The 21,107-nt window shown below is 70.5% G+C and carries 22 protein-coding genes and 1 tRNA gene; 12 read left to right on the top strand and 11 right to left on the bottom strand.

What is annotated here, in order from left to right; genetic code table 11:
* The first annotated feature begins 3 nt into the window (after positions 1-3).
* From RWN05_RS12175 to RWN05_RS12200, 6 genes are all read left to right on the top strand, one after another.
* Complete coding sequence (locus RWN05_RS12175) at positions 4-852, top strand: DUF4397 domain-containing protein (RefSeq protein ID WP_314139706.1); 849 nt, start codon at positions 4-6, stop codon at positions 850-852.
* 2 nt (positions 853-854) lie between these two features.
* Positions 855-2,039, top strand: a complete 1,185-nt coding sequence (locus RWN05_RS12180) for a glycosyl hydrolase family 8 (RefSeq protein ID WP_175116306.1) — start codon at positions 855-857, stop codon at positions 2,037-2,039.
* Positions 2,036-2,707 carry a class F sortase gene (locus tag RWN05_RS12185; protein ID WP_121289553.1) on the top strand — a complete coding sequence of 224 codons (672 nt, stop codon included), beginning with the start codon at positions 2,036-2,038 and terminating at the stop codon, positions 2,705-2,707. The genes RWN05_RS12180 and RWN05_RS12185 overlap by 4 nt, the downstream gene beginning before the upstream one ends.
* 77 nt (positions 2,708-2,784) lie before the next feature.
* The gene (locus RWN05_RS12190) at positions 2,785-3,552 is read left to right on the top strand and encodes a polyprenol monophosphomannose synthase (RefSeq protein ID WP_217634971.1); all 768 of its coding nucleotides are present in this window, start codon (positions 2,785-2,787) and stop codon (positions 3,550-3,552) included.
* A gap of 103 nt (positions 3,553-3,655) precedes the next feature.
* On the top strand, positions 3,656-4,639 hold the full coding sequence (locus RWN05_RS12195) for an SDR family NAD(P)-dependent oxidoreductase (protein ID WP_314139708.1): 984 nt from the start codon (positions 3,656-3,658) through the stop codon (positions 4,637-4,639).
* A 113-nt stretch (positions 4,640-4,752) separates the two neighbouring features.
* Positions 4,753-4,992 carry a hypothetical protein gene (locus tag RWN05_RS12200; RefSeq protein ID WP_285038271.1) on the top strand — a complete coding sequence of 80 codons (240 nt, stop codon included), beginning with the start codon at positions 4,753-4,755 and terminating at the stop codon, positions 4,990-4,992.
* Positions 4,993-5,225: 233 nt separating this feature from the next.
* On the opposite strand, the gene RWN05_RS12205 is transcribed toward RWN05_RS12200, so the two are convergent.
* Positions 5,226-6,962 (bottom strand): sodium:proton antiporter, encoded by a 1,737-nt coding sequence (locus tag RWN05_RS12205; protein WP_314139709.1) that lies wholly within the window; start codon positions 6,960-6,962, stop codon positions 5,226-5,228.
* Positions 6,963-7,025: 63 nt separating this feature from the next.
* Complete coding sequence (locus RWN05_RS12210; RefSeq protein WP_314139710.1) at positions 7,026-10,637, bottom strand: DEAD/DEAH box helicase; 3,612 nt, start codon at positions 10,635-10,637, stop codon at positions 7,026-7,028.
* Between the two features lie 193 nt (positions 10,638-10,830).
* Between RWN05_RS12210 and RWN05_RS12215 the strand changes: the two genes are divergently transcribed.
* The 4 genes from RWN05_RS12215 to RWN05_RS12230 all read left to right on the top strand — a co-directional run bounded on the left by RWN05_RS12215 (position 10,831) and on the right by RWN05_RS12230 (position 13,670).
* On the top strand, positions 10,831-12,324 hold the full coding sequence (locus RWN05_RS12215) for an SDR family NAD(P)-dependent oxidoreductase (protein ID WP_314139711.1): 1,494 nt from the start codon (positions 10,831-10,833) through the stop codon (positions 12,322-12,324).
* Positions 12,325-12,358: 34 nt separating this feature from the next.
* Positions 12,359-12,610: a ferrous iron transport protein A gene (locus tag RWN05_RS12220; RefSeq protein ID WP_121290308.1), complete on the top strand. Its 252-nt coding sequence runs from the start codon at positions 12,359-12,361 to the stop codon at positions 12,608-12,610.
* A 9-nt stretch (positions 12,611-12,619) separates the two neighbouring features.
* Complete coding sequence (locus tag RWN05_RS12225) at positions 12,620-12,925, top strand: hypothetical protein (protein WP_314139712.1); 306 nt, start codon at positions 12,620-12,622, stop codon at positions 12,923-12,925.
* An 82-nt stretch (positions 12,926-13,007) separates the two neighbouring features.
* Entirely contained in the window at positions 13,008-13,670 is a 663-nt protein-coding gene (locus RWN05_RS12230; RefSeq protein ID WP_314139713.1) for a pentapeptide repeat-containing protein, read from the top strand.
* Positions 13,671-13,869: 199 nt separating this feature from the next.
* Here the strand turns inward: RWN05_RS12230 and RWN05_RS12235 are convergent, their stop codons facing one another.
* Positions 13,870-15,153, bottom strand: coding sequence for an FAD-binding protein (locus RWN05_RS12235; protein ID WP_121289542.1), 1,284 nt, complete (start codon positions 15,151-15,153; stop codon positions 13,870-13,872).
* Positions 15,154-15,209: 56 nt separating this feature from the next.
* Entirely contained in the window at positions 15,210-15,560 is a 351-nt protein-coding gene (locus tag RWN05_RS12240) for a DUF6804 family protein (RefSeq protein WP_064294309.1), read from the bottom strand.
* Between the two features lie 71 nt (positions 15,561-15,631).
* Between RWN05_RS12240 and RWN05_RS12245 the strand changes: the two genes are divergently transcribed.
* Positions 15,632-15,949, top strand: a complete 318-nt coding sequence (locus RWN05_RS12245; protein WP_079001614.1) for a hypothetical protein — start codon at positions 15,632-15,634, stop codon at positions 15,947-15,949.
* A 13-nt stretch (positions 15,950-15,962) separates the two neighbouring features.
* Here RWN05_RS12245 and RWN05_RS12250 read toward each other — a convergent pair whose 3' ends face one another.
* From RWN05_RS12250 to RWN05_RS12280, 7 genes are all read right to left on the bottom strand, one after another.
* The gene (locus RWN05_RS12250; RefSeq protein WP_079001612.1) at positions 15,963-16,454 is read right to left on the bottom strand and encodes an SRPBCC family protein; all 492 of its coding nucleotides are present in this window, start codon (positions 16,452-16,454) and stop codon (positions 15,963-15,965) included.
* Positions 16,455-16,470: 16 nt separating this feature from the next.
* Complete coding sequence (locus tag RWN05_RS12255) at positions 16,471-16,734, bottom strand: DUF1653 domain-containing protein (RefSeq protein WP_314139715.1); 264 nt, start codon at positions 16,732-16,734, stop codon at positions 16,471-16,473.
* A gap of 9 nt (positions 16,735-16,743) precedes the next feature.
* Positions 16,744-17,247: a GNAT family N-acetyltransferase gene (locus tag RWN05_RS12260; RefSeq protein ID WP_240555685.1), complete on the bottom strand. Its 504-nt coding sequence runs from the start codon at positions 17,245-17,247 to the stop codon at positions 16,744-16,746.
* 100 nt (positions 17,248-17,347) lie between these two features.
* The gene (locus tag RWN05_RS12265; protein WP_153303388.1) at positions 17,348-17,725 is read right to left on the bottom strand and encodes a hypothetical protein; all 378 of its coding nucleotides are present in this window, start codon (positions 17,723-17,725) and stop codon (positions 17,348-17,350) included.
* Between the two features lie 198 nt (positions 17,726-17,923).
* A complete protein-coding gene (locus RWN05_RS12270; protein WP_314139718.1) occupies positions 17,924-18,889 on the bottom strand; it encodes a nuclear transport factor 2 family protein in 966 nt (321 codons plus the stop codon).
* Between the two features lie 139 nt (positions 18,890-19,028).
* Positions 19,029-19,301 carry a hypothetical protein gene (locus tag RWN05_RS12275; protein WP_071259651.1) on the bottom strand — a complete coding sequence of 91 codons (273 nt, stop codon included), beginning with the start codon at positions 19,299-19,301 and terminating at the stop codon, positions 19,029-19,031.
* A gap of 108 nt (positions 19,302-19,409) precedes the next feature.
* A tRNA-Ser gene (locus RWN05_RS12280) sits at positions 19,410-19,499 on the bottom strand.
* A gap of 109 nt (positions 19,500-19,608) precedes the next feature.
* On the opposite strand from RWN05_RS12280, the gene radA reads away from it, so the two are divergent.
* Positions 19,609-20,985, top strand: a complete 1,377-nt coding sequence (gene radA, locus RWN05_RS12285) for a DNA repair protein RadA (RefSeq protein WP_314139720.1) — start codon at positions 19,609-19,611, stop codon at positions 20,983-20,985.
* The last annotated feature ends 122 nt before the right edge of the window (positions 20,986-21,107 follow it).

Here is a 21,107-nt window from a genome sequence, read left to right on the forward strand (position 1 = left end):
ACCATGCGAACCACCACCACCAGGCGACTCGCCCTCAGCGGCCTCGCCGCCGTCGCGACGGCAGCACTCATCGGCTTCGGCACCACCGCCGCGAGCGCCGCCACCACCGAGGCCTCAGGCTCCGGCTGGATCCGCGTCGGCCACCTCTCGGCCGACACCAAGACCGTCGACGTCAAGCTGTCGGCACTCTCCGGCGGCGCGACCGTGTTCGAACTCGACGACGTCGCCTACGGCCAGGTCTCCCCCTACACCGATCTGGCCGCCGGCACCTACGTGGTGTCGATGGTGCCCGCCGGGTCGCCTGACAGCACGAAGCCGGTCATCAGCACCAACGTGACCGTCACCGCCGGGGAGGCGGCCACCGTCGCCGCCTACGGTCCCAACAAGGACCTGCAGACGAAGGTGTTCGAGGACGACCTCACCGGTCCGACCGAGGGTGCGGCGCGCATCCGGCTGATCCAGGCGTCGACCGACGTCAAGAGCGTCGACGTCAGCACCTCGACCGGCATGCCGATCGCGAAGGGCGCCACCACCGGGACGGCGACCGACTACGCGAGCGTCCCAGCAGGCCCGTGGGATCTCGAGCTGACCGGCGGCAAGCAGGCGGCGGAAGCCTCCGTGAACCTCGCCCCCGGCACCGTGAGCACGCTCTTCGTGCTCGACAACGCCGCGGGTGGCGTCACCCTCATGCCCGTCCTCGACAGCTCAGCCGCCGGCGACGCCCCCGAGGGCCCGGTGGAGACCGGTGGCGGTGGACTCGCCGAGCAGTCGTCGACGCTGCGGGGCGTCCTCGACGACCTCGACGCGAAGCTCGCCCGGCTCGTGCGCGACCTCGGGACGGCGGTGAGCTGACCATGAGTGCCAAGAAGACGATCGGTATCGCCGCGACCGCGGTCGCCGCGGTCACCGCGACCGCCGTGATCGCCTCCCTGGCCACCGGGTTCCCGGCGAACCTCCTCCAGGGCCCGACCGCGGCGTCACCCGGCGCGACCGACGCCGACGGTCAGCCTGGCCCGACCTCGACGGTCACGGACCGGACCACCACCGAGGCCGCCGACGCGTTCCTCGCCGACTGGGTCGACGACGGCCGGGTCGTGCGCCGGGACCAGGGTGACGACACGGTCAGCGAAGGGCAGGCCTACGGACTGCTCGTCGCGGCCGGGGTCGGGGACGAGCAGTCCTTCACCGAGATCTGGGATTGGACCGAGCAGCACCTGCAGCGGCCCGACGGGCTGCTCGCCTGGCAGTGGCGCGATGGCGAGGTCGTCGACGACGAACCCGCCAGCGATGCGGACCTCGACGCCGCCCGCGCGCTCGTCGTCGCCGGCACCCGGTTCGACGAGCCGCGGTTCACCGAGGCCGGCGTCACGCTCGCCGGTGTGATCGCGGACCGCATGACCGCCGAGACCGCCGCGGGCCGGATCCTCCTCCCCGGCGTCTGGGCCGCAGCGACCGAGCCCTACGCGTACAACCCGTCCTACGCCTCCCCCGTCGCCTTCTCGGTGCTGGGTGCGGCGACGGGTGACCCGCGGTGGGCCGAACTGCAGGCGGGTTCCGCAGCGGTCACGACCACCCTGCTCGACGAGAGTCCGCTCCCGCCCGACTGGGCCCAGGTGCACGCCGACGGCACCGTCGACGCCATGCCGGGTGCTGCAGGGACCGGGCAGAGCGTCCGCTACGGCTACGACGCGGCCCGACTCCCGATCCGCTACGCCGAGTCGTGCGACACCGCCGACCGGGCGACGGCCGCCCGCCTCGCCTCGACCCTCGCGCGGTCGAAGGAGCTGCGGGCGGAGACCGATCTCGGCGGATCACCCCTGACCTCGGATGTGCACCCGCTCGCCCTCCAGGCCCGAGCGGCCGCGCGCGCCGCCGTGGGCAACCTGCCGGAGTCGGCGGACGACCTCCGGGCCGCCGATGAACTCGCGCAGGAGGTGCCGAGCTACTTCGGCGCCGCCTGGGCAGCCCTCGCACCGATGATGCTCACGACCGGTGAGCTGGACGGGTGTCCACCACTCACCGAAGGAGCCACCTCATGATCCGTGCACAGCGCCGTCGGATCGGCATGCTCGCCGCCGCCGGAGCGCTCCTCACGGCGCTCGCCCTCTCGGGCTGCGCCACGACGCACGCCGGGCAGACGCCGACCTCGCCGAACGCCGCCGACGGGCCCATCACCTCCTCGGAGGCGTCCGACCGTGGCGCCGCCGGTGCGAAGCAGGACCCGGTCGCGCAAGCGCCGGCCGCCGATGTCAGCGCGTTGAGCGTGAGCCGGGTGCAGATCCCGTCCATCGGGGTCGACGCGGCGGTCGAACCGCTCGAACGCGATGCGTCCGGTGTCCTCCTGCCGCCCGTCGAGTGGGAGGACGCCGGGTGGTACCGCGCCGGCGTCCTGCCCGGCCAGGTGGGGCCGGCGGTCATCGCCGGCCACCTCGACACCACCCTCCGCGAGGCGGTGTTCGTCCACCTCAAGCAGCTCGTGGCGGGCGACCAGGTGACGGTCACGATGTCCGACGGCTCGACCGCCACGTACGCCGTGGACCGCGCCATCGACGTCGAGAAGAAGACCTTCCCCACCGAGGAGGTCTACGGGCCGACGCCCGATGCGCAGCTCCGGCTCATCACCTGCAACGGCCCCTTCGACGACGCCGCGAACACCTACGCGAACAACTACGTCGTCTTCGCGTCGCTCGTCGGCACGACCCCGTAGCGCCGCTCCCTGCTCCGCGCGCCCGTCGCGGCGCGGCCCCGCTCCGAACCATTCCCACCGACCCGAAAGGAACCGACGTGAACCGCTCACTCGTCGTCATCCCCACCTACAACGAACTCGACAATCTGCAGCCGATCGTGAACCGCACGCTCGCCGTCCCGGGGGTCGACATCCTCGTCGTGGACGACTCCTCGCCCGACGGCACCGGGTTCCTCGCCGAGCAGCTCGCCGCGCAGCACCCGGAGGTGCACGTGTTCCACCGGGCCGTGAAGGACGGGCTCGGCGGCGCGTACCTCGCGGGCTTCGCCTGGGCGCTCGCCCGGGGGTACGAGGTCGTCGTCGAGATGGACGCGGACGGATCCCACCACCCCGAGGACCTGCCCCGCCTGATCGCGCTCCTCGACGATCACGATCTCGCGCTCGGCTCACGCTGGGTCCCGGGTGGCGTCGTCGAGAACTGGCCCGCCCACCGGCTCGCGCTGAGTCGCGGCGGCAACCTCTACACGCGACTGGCCCTCGGGATCGGTGTCGCCGACGCGACCGGCGGGTTCCGCGCGTTCCGCAGCGAGGCACTGCGCCGCATCGACCTCGCCGACGTCGCGTCACAGGGGTACTGCTTCCAGGTCGACCTCCTCTGGCGGGCGCTGCAGCGCGGGCTCCGGGTCGTGGAGACGCCCATCGTCTTCACCGAGCGGGTGTCTGGCGAGTCGAAGATGAGCGGCGGCATCGTCTCCGAGTCGCTCAAGAAGGTCACGATGTGGGGCGTGCGTCGTCGCCTCCAGGAGGTCCGCGCGCTGCTGCACGGCCACCCGCTCCCATCCGTGCGCGTGCTGTCCACCCGCTGAGACCAGGTGGTGCGGGCGGCCACGACCACGGACCGACGACGGCTGCACATCTTCCCAGGTCCTTCCGGTTCCGCCGCCCTCCCCGGAGTCGTAGCGTGAGGGCATGACCAATCGCACGCGCACCCCGCAGCACCCCATCGGTTCCGGCTTCGGCCACTCGAGCACCGCGGCGGAGGTGCTCGAGGGCATCGACCTCACCGGCAAGCTCGCCATCGTCACCGGCGGCTACTCCGGTATCGGCCGCGAGGCCGTCCGTGCCCTGGTCGGCGCGGGCGCCCGCGTCATCGTCCCCGCGCGGCGCCCGGAGACCGCTCGCGCGGAGCTCGCCGGCATCCGCGGTGTGGAGGTCGACGAACTCGACCTGGCCGACCTCGCGAGCGTCGAGGCGTTCGCCGACCGCTTCCTCGCCACGGGCCGGGGCCTCGACCTCGTCATCACGAACGCCGGCGTCATGGCGGCTCCCGAGACGCGCGTCGGTCCCGGTTGGGAACTCCAGTTCGCGACCAACCACCTCGGCCACTTCGCCCTCGTCAACCGCCTCTGGCCCGCCATCGTCAAGGGCGGGTCATCGCGGGTCGTCGCGTTGTCCTCCAGCGGTCACAAGCGCTCGGGGATCCGCTGGGACGACGTCCAGTTCGAGCACGGCTACGACAAGTGGGAGGCGTACGGGCAGGCGAAGACCGCCAACGCGCTCTTCGCCCTCCAGCTCGACACGCTCGGCGCCGAGGAAGGTGTCCGCGCGTTCTCCGTCCACCCCGGCGGCATCCTCACGCCGCTGCAGCGGCACCTGCCGCGCGAGGAGATGATGGCGCTCGGCTGGGTCGACGCCGACGGCAACCTCCTCGTCTCGGGGTTCAAGTCGCCCGAGCAGGGTGCCGCAACCGAGGTGTGGGCCGCGACCTCGCCGTCGCTCGACGGCCTCGGCGGGGTGTTCTGTGAGGACTGCGACATCGCCGGCCCGGCGGAGACCGCGGTCTCCCCGGCCTCCGGCGTCGCCGACCACGCGACCGATCCGGAGGAGGCGGCCCGACTCTGGGCGCTCTCCGCCGAACTCACCGGGGTCGACGCCTTCGCTGCTCGCGACTGATCGGCCGACGCCACCCCTTGCACCCACCCGCCCACGGACCTACCGTGAGAGCGGATCAGCGCGACGATGCGCGAGACGGAGACCGCCCAGGCGGATCTCGGAAGGAGCACCCCATGAGTGACCAGAACGCCGACATCAACAACCCGGGCCCGCACGACGAGGTCGTCGACGACGCGGCAGCCGAGCGCGTGGCGTCCACGACGAACCCCGGCCCGCACGTCACCGAGGACGACCCGGCGGCGAGCGGCGAGGCCGACATCACAAACCCCGGTTCGGAGACCGAACGCGACGCCGCGGCCGAGCGCGAGGCGGAGCGCGTCGCGAACATCACCAACCCCGGCCCGCACAGCTGACCGCACCCGGTCCACAACTCAGGACGCCCCCGGCGCGTCGCGTCGTCCCACCCATGCGGATGGCCGACGCGCCGGACCACTCCTGAGTTGTGGACATCAGCCAACCGCGCGCCCACAACCGAGTCCACCGTTCACAACTCAGGACGCCCCGGGTGTGTCCGCCCTCCCGTCCGGTCCGAACGGACGACACGCGGGGGGCGCTCCTGAGTTGTGAACCGACGGGTCCCACTCGGTCAGTGGTCGGCGCGAGGCGGACGCAGGCGCGTCTCCTCGATGTCGAGCATCGTCTGCGCCTCGGCGAGGATGCGCGACGGGTACGCACCGCGCGCCCGTGCGTCGAGGAGCCGTTCGCGCTCGGCCTGCACGACGGCGAGGCGCAGCTGGCGGTAGAGCCGGTGCGGCGTCTCGGCATGCGTCTCGCTGGGTGACACCGATTCACGCGAGCGTTCCCAGGCGGCTTCCGCCCGCAGGAACGTGGACTGTCTGACGCGTTCGAGCAGATCGGGGTCGATCTCCTCCTCGATGCCGACCGCCGATGCCGGATCCTCCAGCACGCTGATGCCCGCGTAGCTGATCTCGTCGAGGAGGGTCGCGAGCTGGCGGCGGTCCTCGGACTCGTCGATCCCCTGCACCTTGAGCAGCCGGATGAGCCACGGCAACGTGCCGCCCTGGACGACGAGGGTCACGACGGCGACCGTGAAGGCGATGAGGACGAGCTGCTCACGGTACGGGGTGCTCGCCGGCAGTGACTGTGCGGCGGCGAGCGTCACGACGCCGCGCATGCCCGACCAGCTGAGGATGACGCCACCTCGCCAGTCGATCTGCTCCAACCGCAACTGCTCGAGGTCGGCGCGCTGCCGCTCGTAGGCGCGCTCCCGCCGCCGCCGCCGGTGCCATCGCCGGTTCTGTCTCGGGAACCGTTCCGAGTACCCCATCGACAGCCACCGTTGCAGGGTCTGGCGTTCCGCCCAACGTTCTCGTGCACGGAGCCCGAGCACCAGCGGCCCCACCCACAGGAACCGCAGAGCGATGAGCGCGGCCGTCGCGACGAGACCGATCCCGATGGACTCCTCGACGGACAGGATCTCGGCGTCGACGGCGCCGATGAGGGTGCGGATCTCGAGGCCGATGAGGAGGAACACGGCGTTCTCGAGCAGGAACTGGATGGTCCGCCAGTTGATGCGGTCGCTGATCCGCGCCTGGGCCGAGAACGCGGCCGAACTCGCGTGTCCCGTGTACAGGCCGGCGATGACGACGGCCAGCACGCCGGACCCGCCGAGCGCCTCGGTCGGCATGAACGCCACGAACGGGACGGCGATGGAGATCGCGGTGTCGAGGACGGAGTCGTTGAGCTTCGACCGCAGCCAGACGGTGACGTACCCGGCGATGAAGCCGACGACGATCGCCAGGACGACCGCGTAGACGAAGTCGCCGACTGTCGCCCACGGCGTGAGCATGCCGCCGGCCGCCGCAGCGCTCGCCGATCGGAGGAGCACGAGCGCGGTCGCGTCGTTCACGAGCCCCTCACCCTCGAGCACCGTCAGGAGGCGGGGCGGGAGGCCGAGACGGCGTCCGATGGACGTCGCCGCGACCGCGTCGGGCGGGCTGATGATCGCGCCGAGGGCGATGGCGGCGGCCAGGTTGAGGTCCGGCAGGAGGCTGAACAGGAGGAAGCCGGCACCGAACGCGGTGACGATGACGAGCACGACCGACAGGCTCGTGATGGTGGCGAGGTTGCGGCGGAAGTCCATGATCGGGACGCTGATCGCCGCGGCGTAGAGGATCGGCGGCAGGACGACGTCGAGCACGAGTTCCGGTTCGACTTCGATCTCCGGCACGCCCGGGAGGTACGAGAGCCCCACACCGACGATCACGAGGATGATCGGCGCGGCGACACCGAGCTTGCGGGAGAAGGCCGCGACGGCCACGATCACCGCGATGCCGACGACCGCATACACCCCGAGTTCCATAGCGATCAGGCTATCGGTCGCTCGGCCGGCCACACCCCGACGGCTGTCGTGGGTGCCGGGAGACTATTCGAGCAGGCCCCGGATGTCCTCCGCGGTGAGGGCCTGACTGAACACCGCGTCGTCGTCGAGGACCGCGGCGAAGAGCTCGGACTTCTTCGCCTGCAGCGCCATCACCTTCTCCTCGATCGTGTCGGCGGCGACCAGCCGGTAGACCATGACGTTCTCGGTCTGGCCGATGCGGTGCGTGCGGTCGATGGCCTGCGCCTCTGCGGCCGGGTTCCACCACGGGTCGAGCAGGAAGACGTAGTCCGCTTCGGTCAGGTTGAGGCCGAACCCGCCGGCCTTCAAGCTGATGAGGAACACGGGGGCGTCGCCGGTGCGGAAGCGGTCGATGACCTCACCCCGACGACGGGTCGACCCGTCGAGGTACTCGTACGCGATGCCCTGCTCCTCGAGCCGACGCGCAGCGGTGCCGAGGAAGCTCGTGAACTGGCTGAAGATGAGCGCCCGGTGGCCCTCGGCGACGACGTCGTCGAGCTGCTCGAGGAGTGCGTCGAGCTTGCTCGAGGGGATGCCCGCGTGCTCCTCGGCGTCGATGAGACTCGCGTCGAGGCTGAGCATGCGGAGGAGGGTGAGCGAGCGGAACACGATGAACCGGTTGCGGTCGAGGTCGTCGACGAGTCCGAGGAGCTTCTGCCGTTCGCGTTGGAGGACGAGATCGTAGAGCTTGCGGTGTGCCGGCGCGAGTTCGATCCGCAGCACCTGCTCCTGCTTCGGCGGCAGTTCGGGCGCGACCATCTCCTTCGTCCGTCGCATGAGCAGCGGACGGATGCGTCGGCGCAGGGTCTGCAGCCGACTCGAGTCGAGACCCTTGCCGATCGGCTTGACGTAGTGCTCGGTGAAGCGCGGCGCCGACGCGAACAGGCCCGGCGCGACGATCGCCAGCAGCGACCACAGCTCCATGAGCGTGTTCTCGATGGGCGTGCCGGTGATCGCGAGCTTGAACGGTGCTCTGAGGTCGACCGCGCACTCGTGCAGCTTGGCGCGGTGGTTCTTCACGAACTGCGCCTCGTCGAGGATGAGCCCCGACCAGTCGACCGCCTGGTACGCCGGCGCATCGAGCCGGAACAGCGCATAGCTCGTGACCACGATGTCGGCGCCCGCCGCGAGGTCCGCGATCGACGCGCTCCCCTTCGCCTGCGTGGCTGTGATGCTGCGGACGACGAGGTCGGGCACGAAGCGCGTGGCCTCGGCGACCCAGTTGGAGACGACCGACGTCGGGGCGACTACGAGGAACGGTGGTGCCGTGGTCCCGGTGGTCTCGCGCGCGTGGGCGACGAGGGCGAGGGTCTGCAGCGTCTTGCCGAGGCCCATGTCGTCGGCCAGGATGCCGCCGAGTCCGTGCTGCCAGAGGAACGCGAGCCAGCGGAAGCCCTCGACCTGGTAAGGCCGGAGGTCTGCGTGGAGTCCCGACGGCAAGGCGGTGTCGGGGACCGCTTCGATCGCGTTGAGTCCGGCTGCAGCCTCGCGCCAGGAGACGGCCTGCTCGGTCTCGTCGGCGAGGTCTTCGAAGTCGGCCCAGAGGCTCGCCTGATAGCGACTGATGCTCGGCTTCGTCTCCCACTCCTTGAGCGCGGCCGCCTCGGTGAGCAGCTCGCGCAGGCGGTCGAAGGCGGGGTGCTCGAGCGAGAGGTAGGTGTGGTCGACCATGAGCAGCTTGGTGCGCCCCTTCGAGAGGGCCTTGAAGAGGGGCTCGAAGGGGACGCTGTACTCGCCGATGTGGATGACGATCCCGAGGTCGAACCAGTCGCGTTGCTCCGTCTGCACCGTGGTGACCGAGATGTGGGGCGTGCCCGTGAGCTCCCGGTACTCGGGGCGGTCGCCGGACACCTCGACGAGGACGTCGTCGAGCGACTCGAGGACGGGGAGGGTGCGCTCGGTGACGAGTGCCGCGTCGAACTCCGTCAGGACCTGCGGCCGGGGCGGCCAGACGCCCGGGGTCGTGAGTTCGTCGAACGCACCGGCGGCGAGCGCTCGGCGTTCCGGTTCCGCCGCGGCGGCGATGGCGGCGCCGACCCGGTCGAGGATGGCCCGCTCCGCGCGTTCGTCGCGGAGGACCTCCGCTTCGGCGGCGTCGGTGGGACCGCCGTGCGGCACCGTCGACACGAGTGGTCGTCCTGCGGCGAGCGCCGGGGTGCCGCCGCCGATCGGGACGCGCTGCGCCGGGGCGTACTGCCAGAACCAGGCGAGGCGCAGGGTCTGCTTCGGTTCGAAGGAAGCCGTGAGGACGAGGACCGGCGGCACGATCTCGGGCAGGGCCACGGTGCCGTCCGTCGAACTCAGCGAGATGCTGCGGCGGAGTCGTGGGACGTAGTGCTCGAGGAACTCCGGCACCTCGGCCTCGGGGACGACGACCGGCTCGCCAGGCCCGAGCAGTCCGCGGGCTTCGTCCGTCAGCGGTTCGGCGAGCGGGGCGAGCACGATCGCCTGCTGGGGTTCGAGCGTGTAGTGGTAGAGCCCGTGGTCGCCGAGGGCTCCGCTGGTGGCCGCGTCGACGTCGGTGCCGTCGATCGTCACGACGGATCGGAGGACCACGCCCTCGTCGTCGTGCGCGGCGTCCAGCCGGATGGCGGCGGTGGTGCCGAGGGCGACCGTGCCCTTGCGCGTGCCGACGAGTTCGATCCCGAGTTGGGCCGCCTCCTCGAACAGATGCCAGAGGACGGGGCTGCCGAAGTCGTCGAGGACGAGCCAGTCCGAGTCGCCGGCGCCGGCGTAGGCACCGGCCGGCGGACGGGTGGCACGCAGGAGCGCCTGGAACTGCGTGAACCACTGCTGGTGCGCCGGATCGAGCGACAGCCGGTGGCCCTGGTGCGTGAACGAGGTCCACGAGATCGTCGACTTCACGAAGCCGCCGCCGGCCTTCTTGACGACGGGTCGGACGGCGATGCGGCGGGGGTGCCGGGGCTCAGGCGGGCCGTCGGCCGTGCGGGAGGTCGGTCCGCGCCAGCGTTCGGCGGTGCGCGGGATGCTCTCGCGGACCTCGAACTGCAGCCCCATGGCCGTCGGCGCCGTGGCACGACCGGCATCGCCGGCGAGGGAGTCGAGTCGGTTCCGCCAACTGGGCGGTGCCGGCGGCGTCTGCGGACTCGGGGTCCACCGCGCTGCTCGCCGTTCCGCCTCCGGACGCCAGGAGGCAGGGAGGTCGTCGAGCTCGTCCAGGGCGTACATCGGCCGGTGCTCGGCCGGCTCGTCGAGCACGGGGTCGTTGATGGGCGCGGTCCAACGTCGGTCGGAGCGCCAGGACGCCTCCTTCCCCGAAGGCGGCCGTTGTGGTGCCACCCACCGGTCGGAGCGACCCTCGGCCCGGAGATGGGCCGCGTTGCTGTGCAGCAGGGTGGCGACGATGTGCTTGCAGTCACCGCGGAGCGGGCAGGAGCACGCGCTGCCTTCGATCCGAGCGAACCCACCGGTGTCGTCGCCGAGGTCGATGATGCAGGCGTACGGGACGTCGGTGGAGCCTTCGACGATCCCGTGGAGCCGACGCTTGTCGGGGTCCCAGTCGGCGGCGGTGACCCGACCGTCTCTCGCGTAGACCCGGCCGCGGTCGAACGCCACCCGCCCGACGAGCCGGACGAGGTCGGCCACGTCGACCAGTGGTGCGGGCTCGGGAGTCATCGCCCCATGGTCTCACGCACGACGGACACCCTTCCCTCGGGCCGGCGCGGTGCGCTGACGCGAGCGCGGGTCTGCGACGTGGGCGCGCCCCTCCGGAGGGGCGCGCTCACGCCTATGGGTCGCGGTCGGTCCAGCGCCCCGCGCTGACCTCAGCACCGACCGAGGCACGTCCGGCGGCTCGTAGAATGAAGTAATGACCTCTCTCCCCCACGACGAGCCTGCGAACCACGCTCCCGGCGACGACGCGGGCATCGATCCCACCGATCTCGAGGTCACGCTGCGTGTCCTCCAGACCATGGCGACGATGGACGAGGAGCATCCCGACTACCTCCAGGTGCGCCGCGCCACCGCCAAGATGTTCAAGGCGGTCAAGAAGGAGCGCCGGCTCGACCGTCGGGCCCGGATCGCCGACGCCGACCGCGCCGTGATCGCCGCCACCGCTACGGGCGCCCCCGACCGCATCGACGACGAGACCCGGGGCATCCCGCTCGCCACCACCACGACGGCTCCGACCGCCGGCGAGCTGCTGGTGCCGCGCAACTGCTACATCTGCAAGCAGCCCTACACGACGGTCGACGCCTTCTACCATCAGCTCTGCCCGCAGTGCGCGGCGATGAGCCACGCGAAGCGAGACGCCCGCACCGACCTCACCGGCAAGCGCGCCCTCCTCACCGGTGGCCGCGCGAAGATCGGCATGTACATCGCGTTGCGACTCCTGCGCGACGGAGCACACACCACCATCACGACGCGGTTCCCGCGCGACGCGGTCCGCCGCTTCAGCGCGCTCCCCGACAGCGCCGATTGGCTGCACCGGCTTCGCGTCGTCGGCATCGACCTCCGCGACCCGGCCCAGGTCATCGCCCTCGCGGATTCCGTGGCCGAGCAGGGTCCGCTCGACATCCTCATCAACAACGCCGCGCAGACGGTCCGCCGCACGAAGGGCGCCTACCAGCCGCTCGTCGACGCGGAGCTCGCCCCGCTGCCGGACGGCCCACTGCCCGAGCTCGTCACCTTCGGCCACACGAACGACGCACACCCGCTGTCGCTCGTGGCATCGGTGTCCGCCCACCCGATCCTCGCCGCAGCGGCGGCCAAGGCCGATGCCCTCACCGAGGCCGCCATGACGGCCGGGTCGTCCTCGCTCGAACGCCTCGCCGCCGGTACCGCGATCGACGCCGGCGGACTCGTCCCCGACGTCGACCACAGCAACAGCTGGGTGCAGAACGTCGACCAGGTCGAGCCCATCGAGATGCTCGAGGTCCAGCTGGCGAACGCGACCGCCCCGTTCATCCTCATCAGCCGCCTACGTGCGTCGATGGCGGCGTCCGACTTCCCGCGCACCTACGTGGTCAACGTCTCCGCGATGGAGGGCGTCTTCGGTCGCGGCTACAAGGGCCCAGGCCACCCGCACACGAACATGGCCAAGGCCGCGCTGAACATGCTCACCCGGACGAGCGCGCGGGAGATGTTCGAGACCGACGGCATCCTCATGACGAGCGTCGACACCGGCTGGATCACCGACGAGCGCCCGCACCCGACCAAGGTGCGGCTGGCGGAGGAGGGCTTCCACGCCCCGCTCGACCTCGTCGACGGCGCGGCGCGGGTGTACGACCCGATCGTCCGCGGCGAGGCCGGCGAGAACCTGTTCGGCGTCTTCCTCAAGGACTACCGCCCGAGCTCCTGGTGAGCTTCGACTCGCGGTCGTGGTCGAGGACCCGGCGATGATCGGTCCGGCGGCCGTCCGCTTCCTCCGGGAGGCACCGCTCGGTTCGCGGGTCGTCGTGCGCTTCGCACTGCCCGAGGGCGCCGAGGCGGGTGCGACCGACGCCCTCGGCGAGCTCGTCGAGCGGTCGGACACGGGCTGCACGGTCGAGACCAAGCGCGGACCGGTCGTGATCGCCGACGCCGACGTCATCGCGGCGAAGCCCGTCCCGCCTGCGCCGGCACCACGGGAACGCCGCCGCTCGCCCTAGGCTGGGCCGATGAGCAGCGAAGTCACCCAGGACCCGTCGCCGACGCAGCATCGCGTCGAAGTGACGCTCCGACGTCCCTGGTACGGCGCGTTCCAGCGTCCGACGGTGGTGTTCGACGGGCGAGGCCAGCCGGCGCAGTGGGGTACGGGCAGCTGGCGGCTCGTCGGGACGGAGGTCTCCTTCGAGGTCTTCCTCTTCAACCGGGTCTGGCGGTACGGCGCGGCCCGGACCACCCTGACCGCCGGCGTCGACACGTCGCTCGTCTACCGCGCGCCGCTCCTGCCGTTCCTCCCAGGTCGGTTCACAGCGAGCTGAGCGGTGGCTCGGAAGCCCGTCGGCCGCCGCCCCTAGGCTGGCCGGATCACCCCTTCACGCACGGGCATCGGGAGAACACGGTATGGCGAAACGCACCGGAACGACGGCACCACGGCTCGACCCCGTCCGTCTCATCGGATTGACCGACGGCGACGAGGGCGCCCTCGACGCGCACGACAGTGTCGAAGGCCTGCGGTTCGCCGATCTCGACCTGTCGCACCGTGACCTCTCGGGCATCACGATCTCCGAGTCCCTGCTTGCCGGCATTCGAGCCGACCAGACCGACTTCCGGGCGGCGTCGTTCCTCGACTCCCGGCTCGAGCGGTGGGACGCGCCCATCTTCCTCGCCCCTCGAAGTCGCCTGCGCGACGTCGAGCTGGAGGGGTCCCGGGTCGGTTCCGCCGACTGCTACGACGCGAACTGGCAGTCGGTGCGGGTCACCGGATGCAAGCTCGGGTTCGTGAACCTGCGCGGGGCCGTGCTGCAGGACGTCCTGTTCGAGGACTGCACGATCGACGAACTCGACCTCGCCGATGCGACGGCCACCAGGGTCCGGTTCGTCGACTGCACGCTCAACAGTCTCGACGTCACGCGGGCGAGGCTCACCGACGTCGACCTCCGGACGCTCGAGCTCCGTCGAATCGCCGGCATCGAGCACCTGCGGGGCGCGACGATGACGCCGTTCCAGGTCGGAGAGCTCGCAGCGATGTTCGCCGAGCAGTTCGGCATCCGAGTCGAGGACTGACCTCCCGGGTTGCGCCAGCGCGGTGCGCTGACGTCACCGCGGGTCTGGCGCGTGGGCGCGGGTCTCCGGAGACCCGCGCTCACGCGTGTACCCCGCGCCCACGCCGCTTCCCCCGCACTCGCGCCAGCGCACCGCGCTCGCGCCGACGCACCGCGCTCGCGCCGGCGCACCGCGCTGGCACCCGCTCCACCGACACCCGCTACCGGGGCAGACGGACCCCGATGCGCTCCAAGTGCGCGTTCGAGAAGGTGCCGGCCGGGTCCAGCTCCTCGAAGAGGTCCCGTGCATCGGCGAGCCGCGGCACGACCTCGGCGATGCGCTCGGCGGTCAGGAGGTTGAGCTTGCCCCAGTGCGGGCGGGCGTCGAAGGGTGCGAGCGCCTCCTCGATCGCGGGCAGCACCGCTCGGACCTCCTCGGGCAGGTTGCGCCAGGTGAAGTGCACGGCGAGCATCTCCCGGTGGTACGCGCCGCTCAGCCAGAGCTTGTCCGGCGCGGCCGTGCGCAGTTCGGTCACGAGCAGCAGCGGGGCGATGCGGTCGCCGAGCGCACGCAGGGCCGTGATCGCAGCGGGTCCGTCAGCGCGGTCGATGAAGTACTCGGTCTGGATCTCGTCACCGTTGCTCGGCGTCGACTCGAGCCGGAAGTGCGGCAGCCGCTCCCACCAGTCGCCGGGGACACCGCCCTGCAGGGTGAGGTTGTCGGGGTCCGTCTCGACGAGGTTGCCGGCGGTCAGGGAGTCCCGCTGCACACCGAGCCACGACTCAGGGACCACGGGCAGTTCGTCGTCACCGGCGACAAGGCGGGTCTTCCACCAGATCTGCTCGACGGTGTCGCCGAGCCAGTTGGTGAAGATGCTGACGCTGTAGGCACCGCCGGTGACGCCCTCGAAGTCGGCGAGCACGGCATCCCACGGGACGTCGCGGTAGACGTCCTGACGCACGCGGTAGGCGGGCTGCACGTCGACCGTCACGCGCACCACGATGCCGTACGCGCCGAGCCCGACGACGAGGCCGTCGAAGCCGGGGTCCCCGCGACGCACGTGGACGAGTTCGCCCGTGGCGTCGACGTACTCGAGGCCGCTCACCGCTGAGGACAGGATGCCGTTGTCGTTGCCGGATCCGTGGGTGCCGGTCGCGATCGCGCCGCCGATGGAGATGTGCGGGAGCGAGCCCATGTTGTGGAAGGCGAGGCCATGTTCGGCGAGCCAGGCGGCGGCGATCCCGTAGCGCGTCCCGGCTCCGATCGTCACCGAGCCGGCAGCCTCGTCGAACACCGGGTCGGCGGGGATGTCGAGCACCGTGATAAGCGTGCCGTCGGAGTCGGCGAGGTCGGTGAACGAGTGTCGGGTGCCGAGGGCGCGGACACGCGTGCCCGTCCTGGCGGCCTCGGCGACGAGTGCGCGGACCTCATCGATCGACGTGGCGTTCACGATCCGCGGCGCTGCGAAGGTGTGCGTGCCGGCCCAGTTGCGTTCAAGCGTCATGAGCGCAAGCTTGCCAGAGCCGGGACGACCCGCAGGCGTTCCCGAAACATTTCCAGTCAGGCGGGCGGAGCGGCGTGCTTGTTCTCGAGCAGGACACCGACGGCGACGAGCACGACCGCGCCGAGGAACTGCGCGATGATCCAGGGGATGCCGCCGAACGGGAGCGGGAGGACCGGGTTCCACACGATCGCGACGAGCAGCGTCGGGATCATCCAGAGCGGCTGCTTGGCCTGCCAAGCGAACACGGCCATGATGAGCGCGAGGATGCTCACCACGAACAGCACGATCGTGAAGGCGTCGAGCTCGAGCAGCGCGAGGCCCAACATGAGCGCGACCGCACCCATGATGCCCGGGATGAGCGCCGGGCGAAGGGCGAAGGGTGCGGGAGCGGGGGTCGGACTCGGCATCCCACGAGTTTACGTGGAGCGGCGGGGCGTCGCCGAGCGGTGCGGCGGGGCCGATGCGGCACAATCACTGCATGGGCGTTCTCATCTACGGTGCCGGAAGTCACTACGACTTCGACGACCGCGTGCTCGCCCATCTCAGGGCGGCGATCGGGAACAAGCTGCGTCGTCGGGAGTCCTTCTTCGTCGAATGGACGAAGGGCGCTGTGGACGGCGGTGGGCGCGTGAGTCTCTGGATCACGAGCGACGTCCCGCTGCAGTTCCGGTTCGCGCAGGCGGAGCCGCCGGTCAACCAGGCGTGGGTGCGCGCCTTGCTCGACTCCTCCTATACGCCGAGCGGCATGATCCTGACGTCCGAACCCGACGCATCGACCGATCCGGAGTCGGCCTGACCGGAGGGCTGGCTCAGCGCTGCTCCACGAGCGCGGCGAGTTGGTCCGTGACGATCCCCCAGCCGGCGTGGAAGCCGAGTTCGAGGTGTTCATCGCGCTGGGCGACCCCGCTGTGGAGTGCGGTCGCTCGGTAGCGGGTGCCGTCGGGGTGGTCGGCGAGGTCGATCACGGCGGAGATGAACGGCTGCTCGGCGGGCCGCCAGCCTGCGGTCAGCGCCGTCGTCCAGACGAGTCGCTGCTCCGGAACGACCTCCAGCACGCATCCGGTGATCTGCGGCACGAAGTCGACGCCGTCCTCACTGAACTCGGAGCGGAAGGACCCACCTGGTCGCAGCTCGAGCTCGACGACTCGACACACCGCCGGCGCCGGCACCCACCACTGCCCGAGCGTCGTGGGGTCGGTCCATGCTGCCCAGACGGCCGATCGCGGCGCGTGGATGATCCGCTCGACCAGCAGGTCGCGTTCGTCAGCCGGTTCGGGTCGTGTGTGATCGGTGTCGGTCATGCGGTGCTCCCTCAGGTCAGTCTGCGTCGTCCTCGACGCGGGCGAAGCGCGGTCCCTCGTAGCCGTCGCGTGAGACGGGCTCGACGAACATCGCGAGCGGTCGCACCCACGACGTCGGCGGCGTCGTGGTCGTCCGATAGAAGACGTACGGCTCCTCGGTCTCGCTGTGTCGTCCGACGCCGATGACCTCGTACCGCGCACCTTTGAAGTGCCGGTAGGTGCCGGGCTCGACGCCGAAGGACTCGCCGTCGTCGGTGATGGCCGTGCTGTCGACACTCATGTCCCGATTCTAGCCAGCGAGTTTCCGGACATATTGGCGGCACACGTACACCCGAGCGAAGCGTTCCCTGAGCTCCTGCTCGCGCTCGATGCTCGCATGGACGAACGCGCGAACCGGGCTGCTGAGCCCGGGCGGCGTCGTGAACCCGTCGGCATCGTCCCCGTCTTCCAGGTGCACATGCAGGTACTGGAACGCCTCGGAGAAGCCATTGCGCCGGTACCAGCCGTTCGCGGCCGGGTCCTCTCGGGTCCACGCGTCGAGACTCGAGACACCCTCATCGGCTAGCCGCTCCACAGCTGCTTCGAGGAGTGCTGTGCCGATCCCCGCGCCCTGGTGACTGGGATATGTCGCGATCGAATCGATCGTCGCGGCGTCAGCGTCGACACTGACGTCCAGCAAGCCGATCACGCGCCCCTCCGCATCCACCGCGACCAGCCCGAACGACGGTGCAGACATGTCCGGGCGGCGAGGCCACACGTCGTCGTAGTACTGGGTCGTCAGAAAAGCGAGCACCCGGCATCGCACCCACGAGGATTCGTCAGACGCCTCGTAGGGGCGGATTGCGACTGTGGGCGAAGCAGGCATCGCGACGGGAGAGGGCTGTGCCCGCTGCTCAGGCCGAGCGGAAGTAGTCGGAAGCGGCCTTCGTGTAGAGGAGGATCAGGCCGATGACCGCGAGCAGCAGGCTGATGATCTGCGTCGCGACGTTGCCGGTGGTGATCATCGCGTAGACGGCGCTGGCGATCGACAGCACGAGGACGATCGTCGTGAGCACCCTCGCCACACCGCTCCCCCGCAGGAGGCCGACGCCGACGATGATGGTGATGATCCCGAGGATCAGCGAGACGAGGCCGGCGACCTGCATCCCCTGGAGGTTGCCGTTCGGCGTGTTCGCTCCGATCATCAGGAGCGCGCCGCCGAGGGCACTCAAGAAGCCCTGGATCCAGACGATCACCGCGACGATGGTCACTCCCCCTGGTCGTTTCGCCATCCTGCAGACCTCTCGTTCGTCGTTCGACGGTCCCGGATCGGGACCGTTCCCGACCCTAGCGGTGTGCCGCCGGAGACCGCCAGGGGTGGAGCGGAAGGCCGAGCGTGCGGTGATCGGCGCAGACGTCGAGCGGGCGACCGCATCGGGACGTCGCGTTGCGACCCGAGGACCGCACCCCGGATACGCCACTGCAGTGACTCACCCGGCGGTCGGCACCACGTCCCAGTGTTCGCGGATGAGCTTGTCGTCGACGCGGAAGATGTCCGCCGCCAGAACGGGGTCGTCGGCCTTCGCGCCGACGCTCTGCGAGAACGTCCAGACGAGGTCGCCGTCGCTCAGCGAGATGACCGACTCCTGCGGCGGGAACGTCGCAGATCCCGAGAAGAACGACTTGAGCGCTGCCGTGCCGTTCGGTGCGACCGGGTTGTGCTGGAGGTAGGCGGGGTCGAACGCTTTGTCGAGGATCGAGACGTCCTGGTCGCGGAACAGCGTGTTATAGGCGTTGACGGCTAACGTCCGGTTCTGCTCCTCTTGCGACTCCGACGACGCGACAGCGGGCTTCGCGGGGCTGTAGAGGTCGCTGAACATCGTGTTGGTGTTCCCGCTCGCCGGCGTCCCGGTCGCGATGGGCTGATCGAACGCCCAGCGCTCCACCACGGCGCCGTCCCGCACCCGGAACAGGTCGACGGCGGCCTCGCCCGTCCGCTCGTCGGACGGGTCGGAGGCGACCTGGTAGTGCACGGCCACGAGGTCGCCGTCGGCCGCGGTGTGCTTCACGACCGCCTGCGCTCCGGGGACCCGCGTCCGGTCGGCGGTGAACTCGGCCAGGACGCCGCTCGGACCGGACTTCTGCCCGGAACCGTGCGCGATGGCGTCGGCCGTGACCAGCTTGTCGGTCGTGGCCACCGCCTTCGAGGAGGCGGGGTCCGGGAAGGCGTCGGTGTAGAGCTTGAGCACGGCGGCGAGGTTCTTCTGCTCGGTCTTCGAGTCGCTGCGGTCGCCCGTCGAGCCGCCGTCGGCACTTCCCTTCCGTGCCGGCGAGACCGAGGACGAGGGATCGGGCACGGCTGCCGAGGTGGCCTGGCAGCCCGCGAGCAGTGAGACGCCGACGAGGACGGCGGCGGTGCGGACGAGGGGGACGACGAGGGCACGCGATCTGGTCATGGAATCACTGTGCGACGGCGTTCTGAACCTCGGGTGAGGTGTTTCTGGGCTTCGCTGGGAATCCGTGTCTTTCAGTTCTGGGGTCGGTGCCTGGGGGTCGTCCTGCCGACCGGGCCGCCCTATCCGCCATCGCGGCCGTTCAGCGTGTAACCCGGCGCCCAGAGCCGGGATAAGGCCCAGCTTCGATCCGATGCCGGGAGTGACGACGTAGCCGTTCCACGATCTCATCGCGTCGGCCATGCATCCATGGCGCAGTGGCGGCGTCCCACTCCTCTGGGAACGGGATGTAGAGTACGGGCGGATCCACGCCCCACCCGGCGTCGAAGACGAAGCCCTCGGCCCCCTCCCAGTAGACGACCTCTTCCTTCCAGCGAGGCTCGACCTCGAACTCCGCATCTTCCCCCGTCTGCACGCTTCGATGCTATGCCGCCCGTGCCCGCCGGCGGACCGGCATGACGAGCATGACGACGAAAAGCCCCCTCCGTCCCGGTGTTGCTCAGGGATGGAGGGGGCTTCTTCGTGGCGGTACCGGTGGGATTTGAACCCACGGTGCTCTTTCAAGCACACAACTTTTCGAGAGTTGCACCTTCGGCCGCTCGGACACGGTACCGGGGTCGAGTGTAATAGAAGACGAGCGCCGACGCGAATTGAGCGAAGCCGGTCATCCACAGGCGGCGCGGAGGGCCGGCGGTGTCGGTGGCCGCGCTTAGGCTGGCCGCATGGCCAAGGCACCCTCCCCCGCATTCCGCTGCACAGAATGCGGCTGGACCACCGCCAAGTGGGCCGGTCGATGCGGCGAATGCCAGCAGTGGGGCACGGTCGTCGAAGCCTCGGCTCCCACCGGTGTCCTCGGCAAGCTGACGCCCATCCGCGCCACCGACGAGCGCGCCGCACGCCCCATCACCCAGGCCAGGGCCGACGAAGCACCACGCTGGTCGAGCGGCATCGCAGAGTTCGACCGCGTGCTCGGCGGCGGCATCGTCCCCGGCGCCGCGATCCTCCTCTCCGGTGAGCCGGGCGTCGGCAAGTCGACCCTGCTGCTCGAGGTCGCATCCCGAGCCGCGAAGACCGGCGCCCGCGTCCTCTACGTCAGCGCCGAGGAGTCGGTCAGCCAGGTCCGCCTCCGAGCCGAACGCACCGGCGCGCTTCACGACGACCTCTACCTCGCCTCCGAGACCGACCTCGCCACCATCCTCGGCCACATCGACCAGGTGCAGCCCAAACTCCTCATCGTCGACTCCGTCCAGACCGTCTCCTCCTCGCAGTCCGACGGCCTCGCCGGACAACCCGGCCAGGTCCGCGAGGTCTCTGCCGTCCTCACCCGCATCGCCAAGGAACGCGACCTCCCGATCCTGCTCGTCGGCCACGTCACGAAAGACGGGTCCATCGCCGGCCCCCGGCTCCTCGAACACCTCGTCGACGTCGTCTGCCAGTTCGAAGGCGACCGCCACACCGCGCTCCGCTTCCTCCGCGCACAGAAGAACCGCTTCGGCGCCACCGACGAGGTCGGCTGCTTCGAGATGGCCGGCGACGGCATCGCCGAGGTCCCCGACCCCAGCGCCCTGTTCCTCAGCCAGAACGAACCCGTGGCCGGCACCTGCGTCACCATCGTCATGGAGGGACGCCGTGCACTCCCCGTCGAAGTCCAGGCGCTCATCAACAAGACGCAGGCACCGAACCCCCGTCGCGTCACCAACGGCGTCGATCCCTCACGTGTCGCGATGATCCTCGCCGTGCTGCACGGCCGCTACTCCTACGACCTCACCGACCACGACGTCTACATCTCGACCGTCGGCGGCGTGAAGATCAGCGAACCGGCGGCCGACCTCGCGATCGCCCTCGCCCTCGTCTCCGTCATCCGCGACCTCGCCCTCCCCCGCGACCTCGCGGCCTACGGCGAGATCAGCCTCAGCGGCGAAGTGCGCCCGGTGAGCGTCGCGAAGCAACGCGGCTCGGAGGGCAACCGCCTCGGCTACAAGCTGCTGCTCAACTCCGACGTCAGCAACGACCTCAAGTCGGTGCTGGGCATCGCGAAGACCGCAGCCGAGGCCGCACGGCCCGCCCGACGCGAACGCGAACTCGACGCCGCCTTCTGAGCGCGCCCACCCGCCTGCTCCAAGAATCACGGTAGGGGCATTCTCGTTCACAACTCCTGCGGACTGGTCCCGCAGGGCCCCAGAACGGGACCTGCCCGCGTTCGGACGATGACCTGCGGGAG

The organism is uncultured Plantibacter sp. (assembly GCF_963518075.1).
Classification (GTDB): Bacteria; Actinomycetota; Actinomycetes; order Actinomycetales; family Microbacteriaceae; genus Plantibacter; species Plantibacter flavus_A.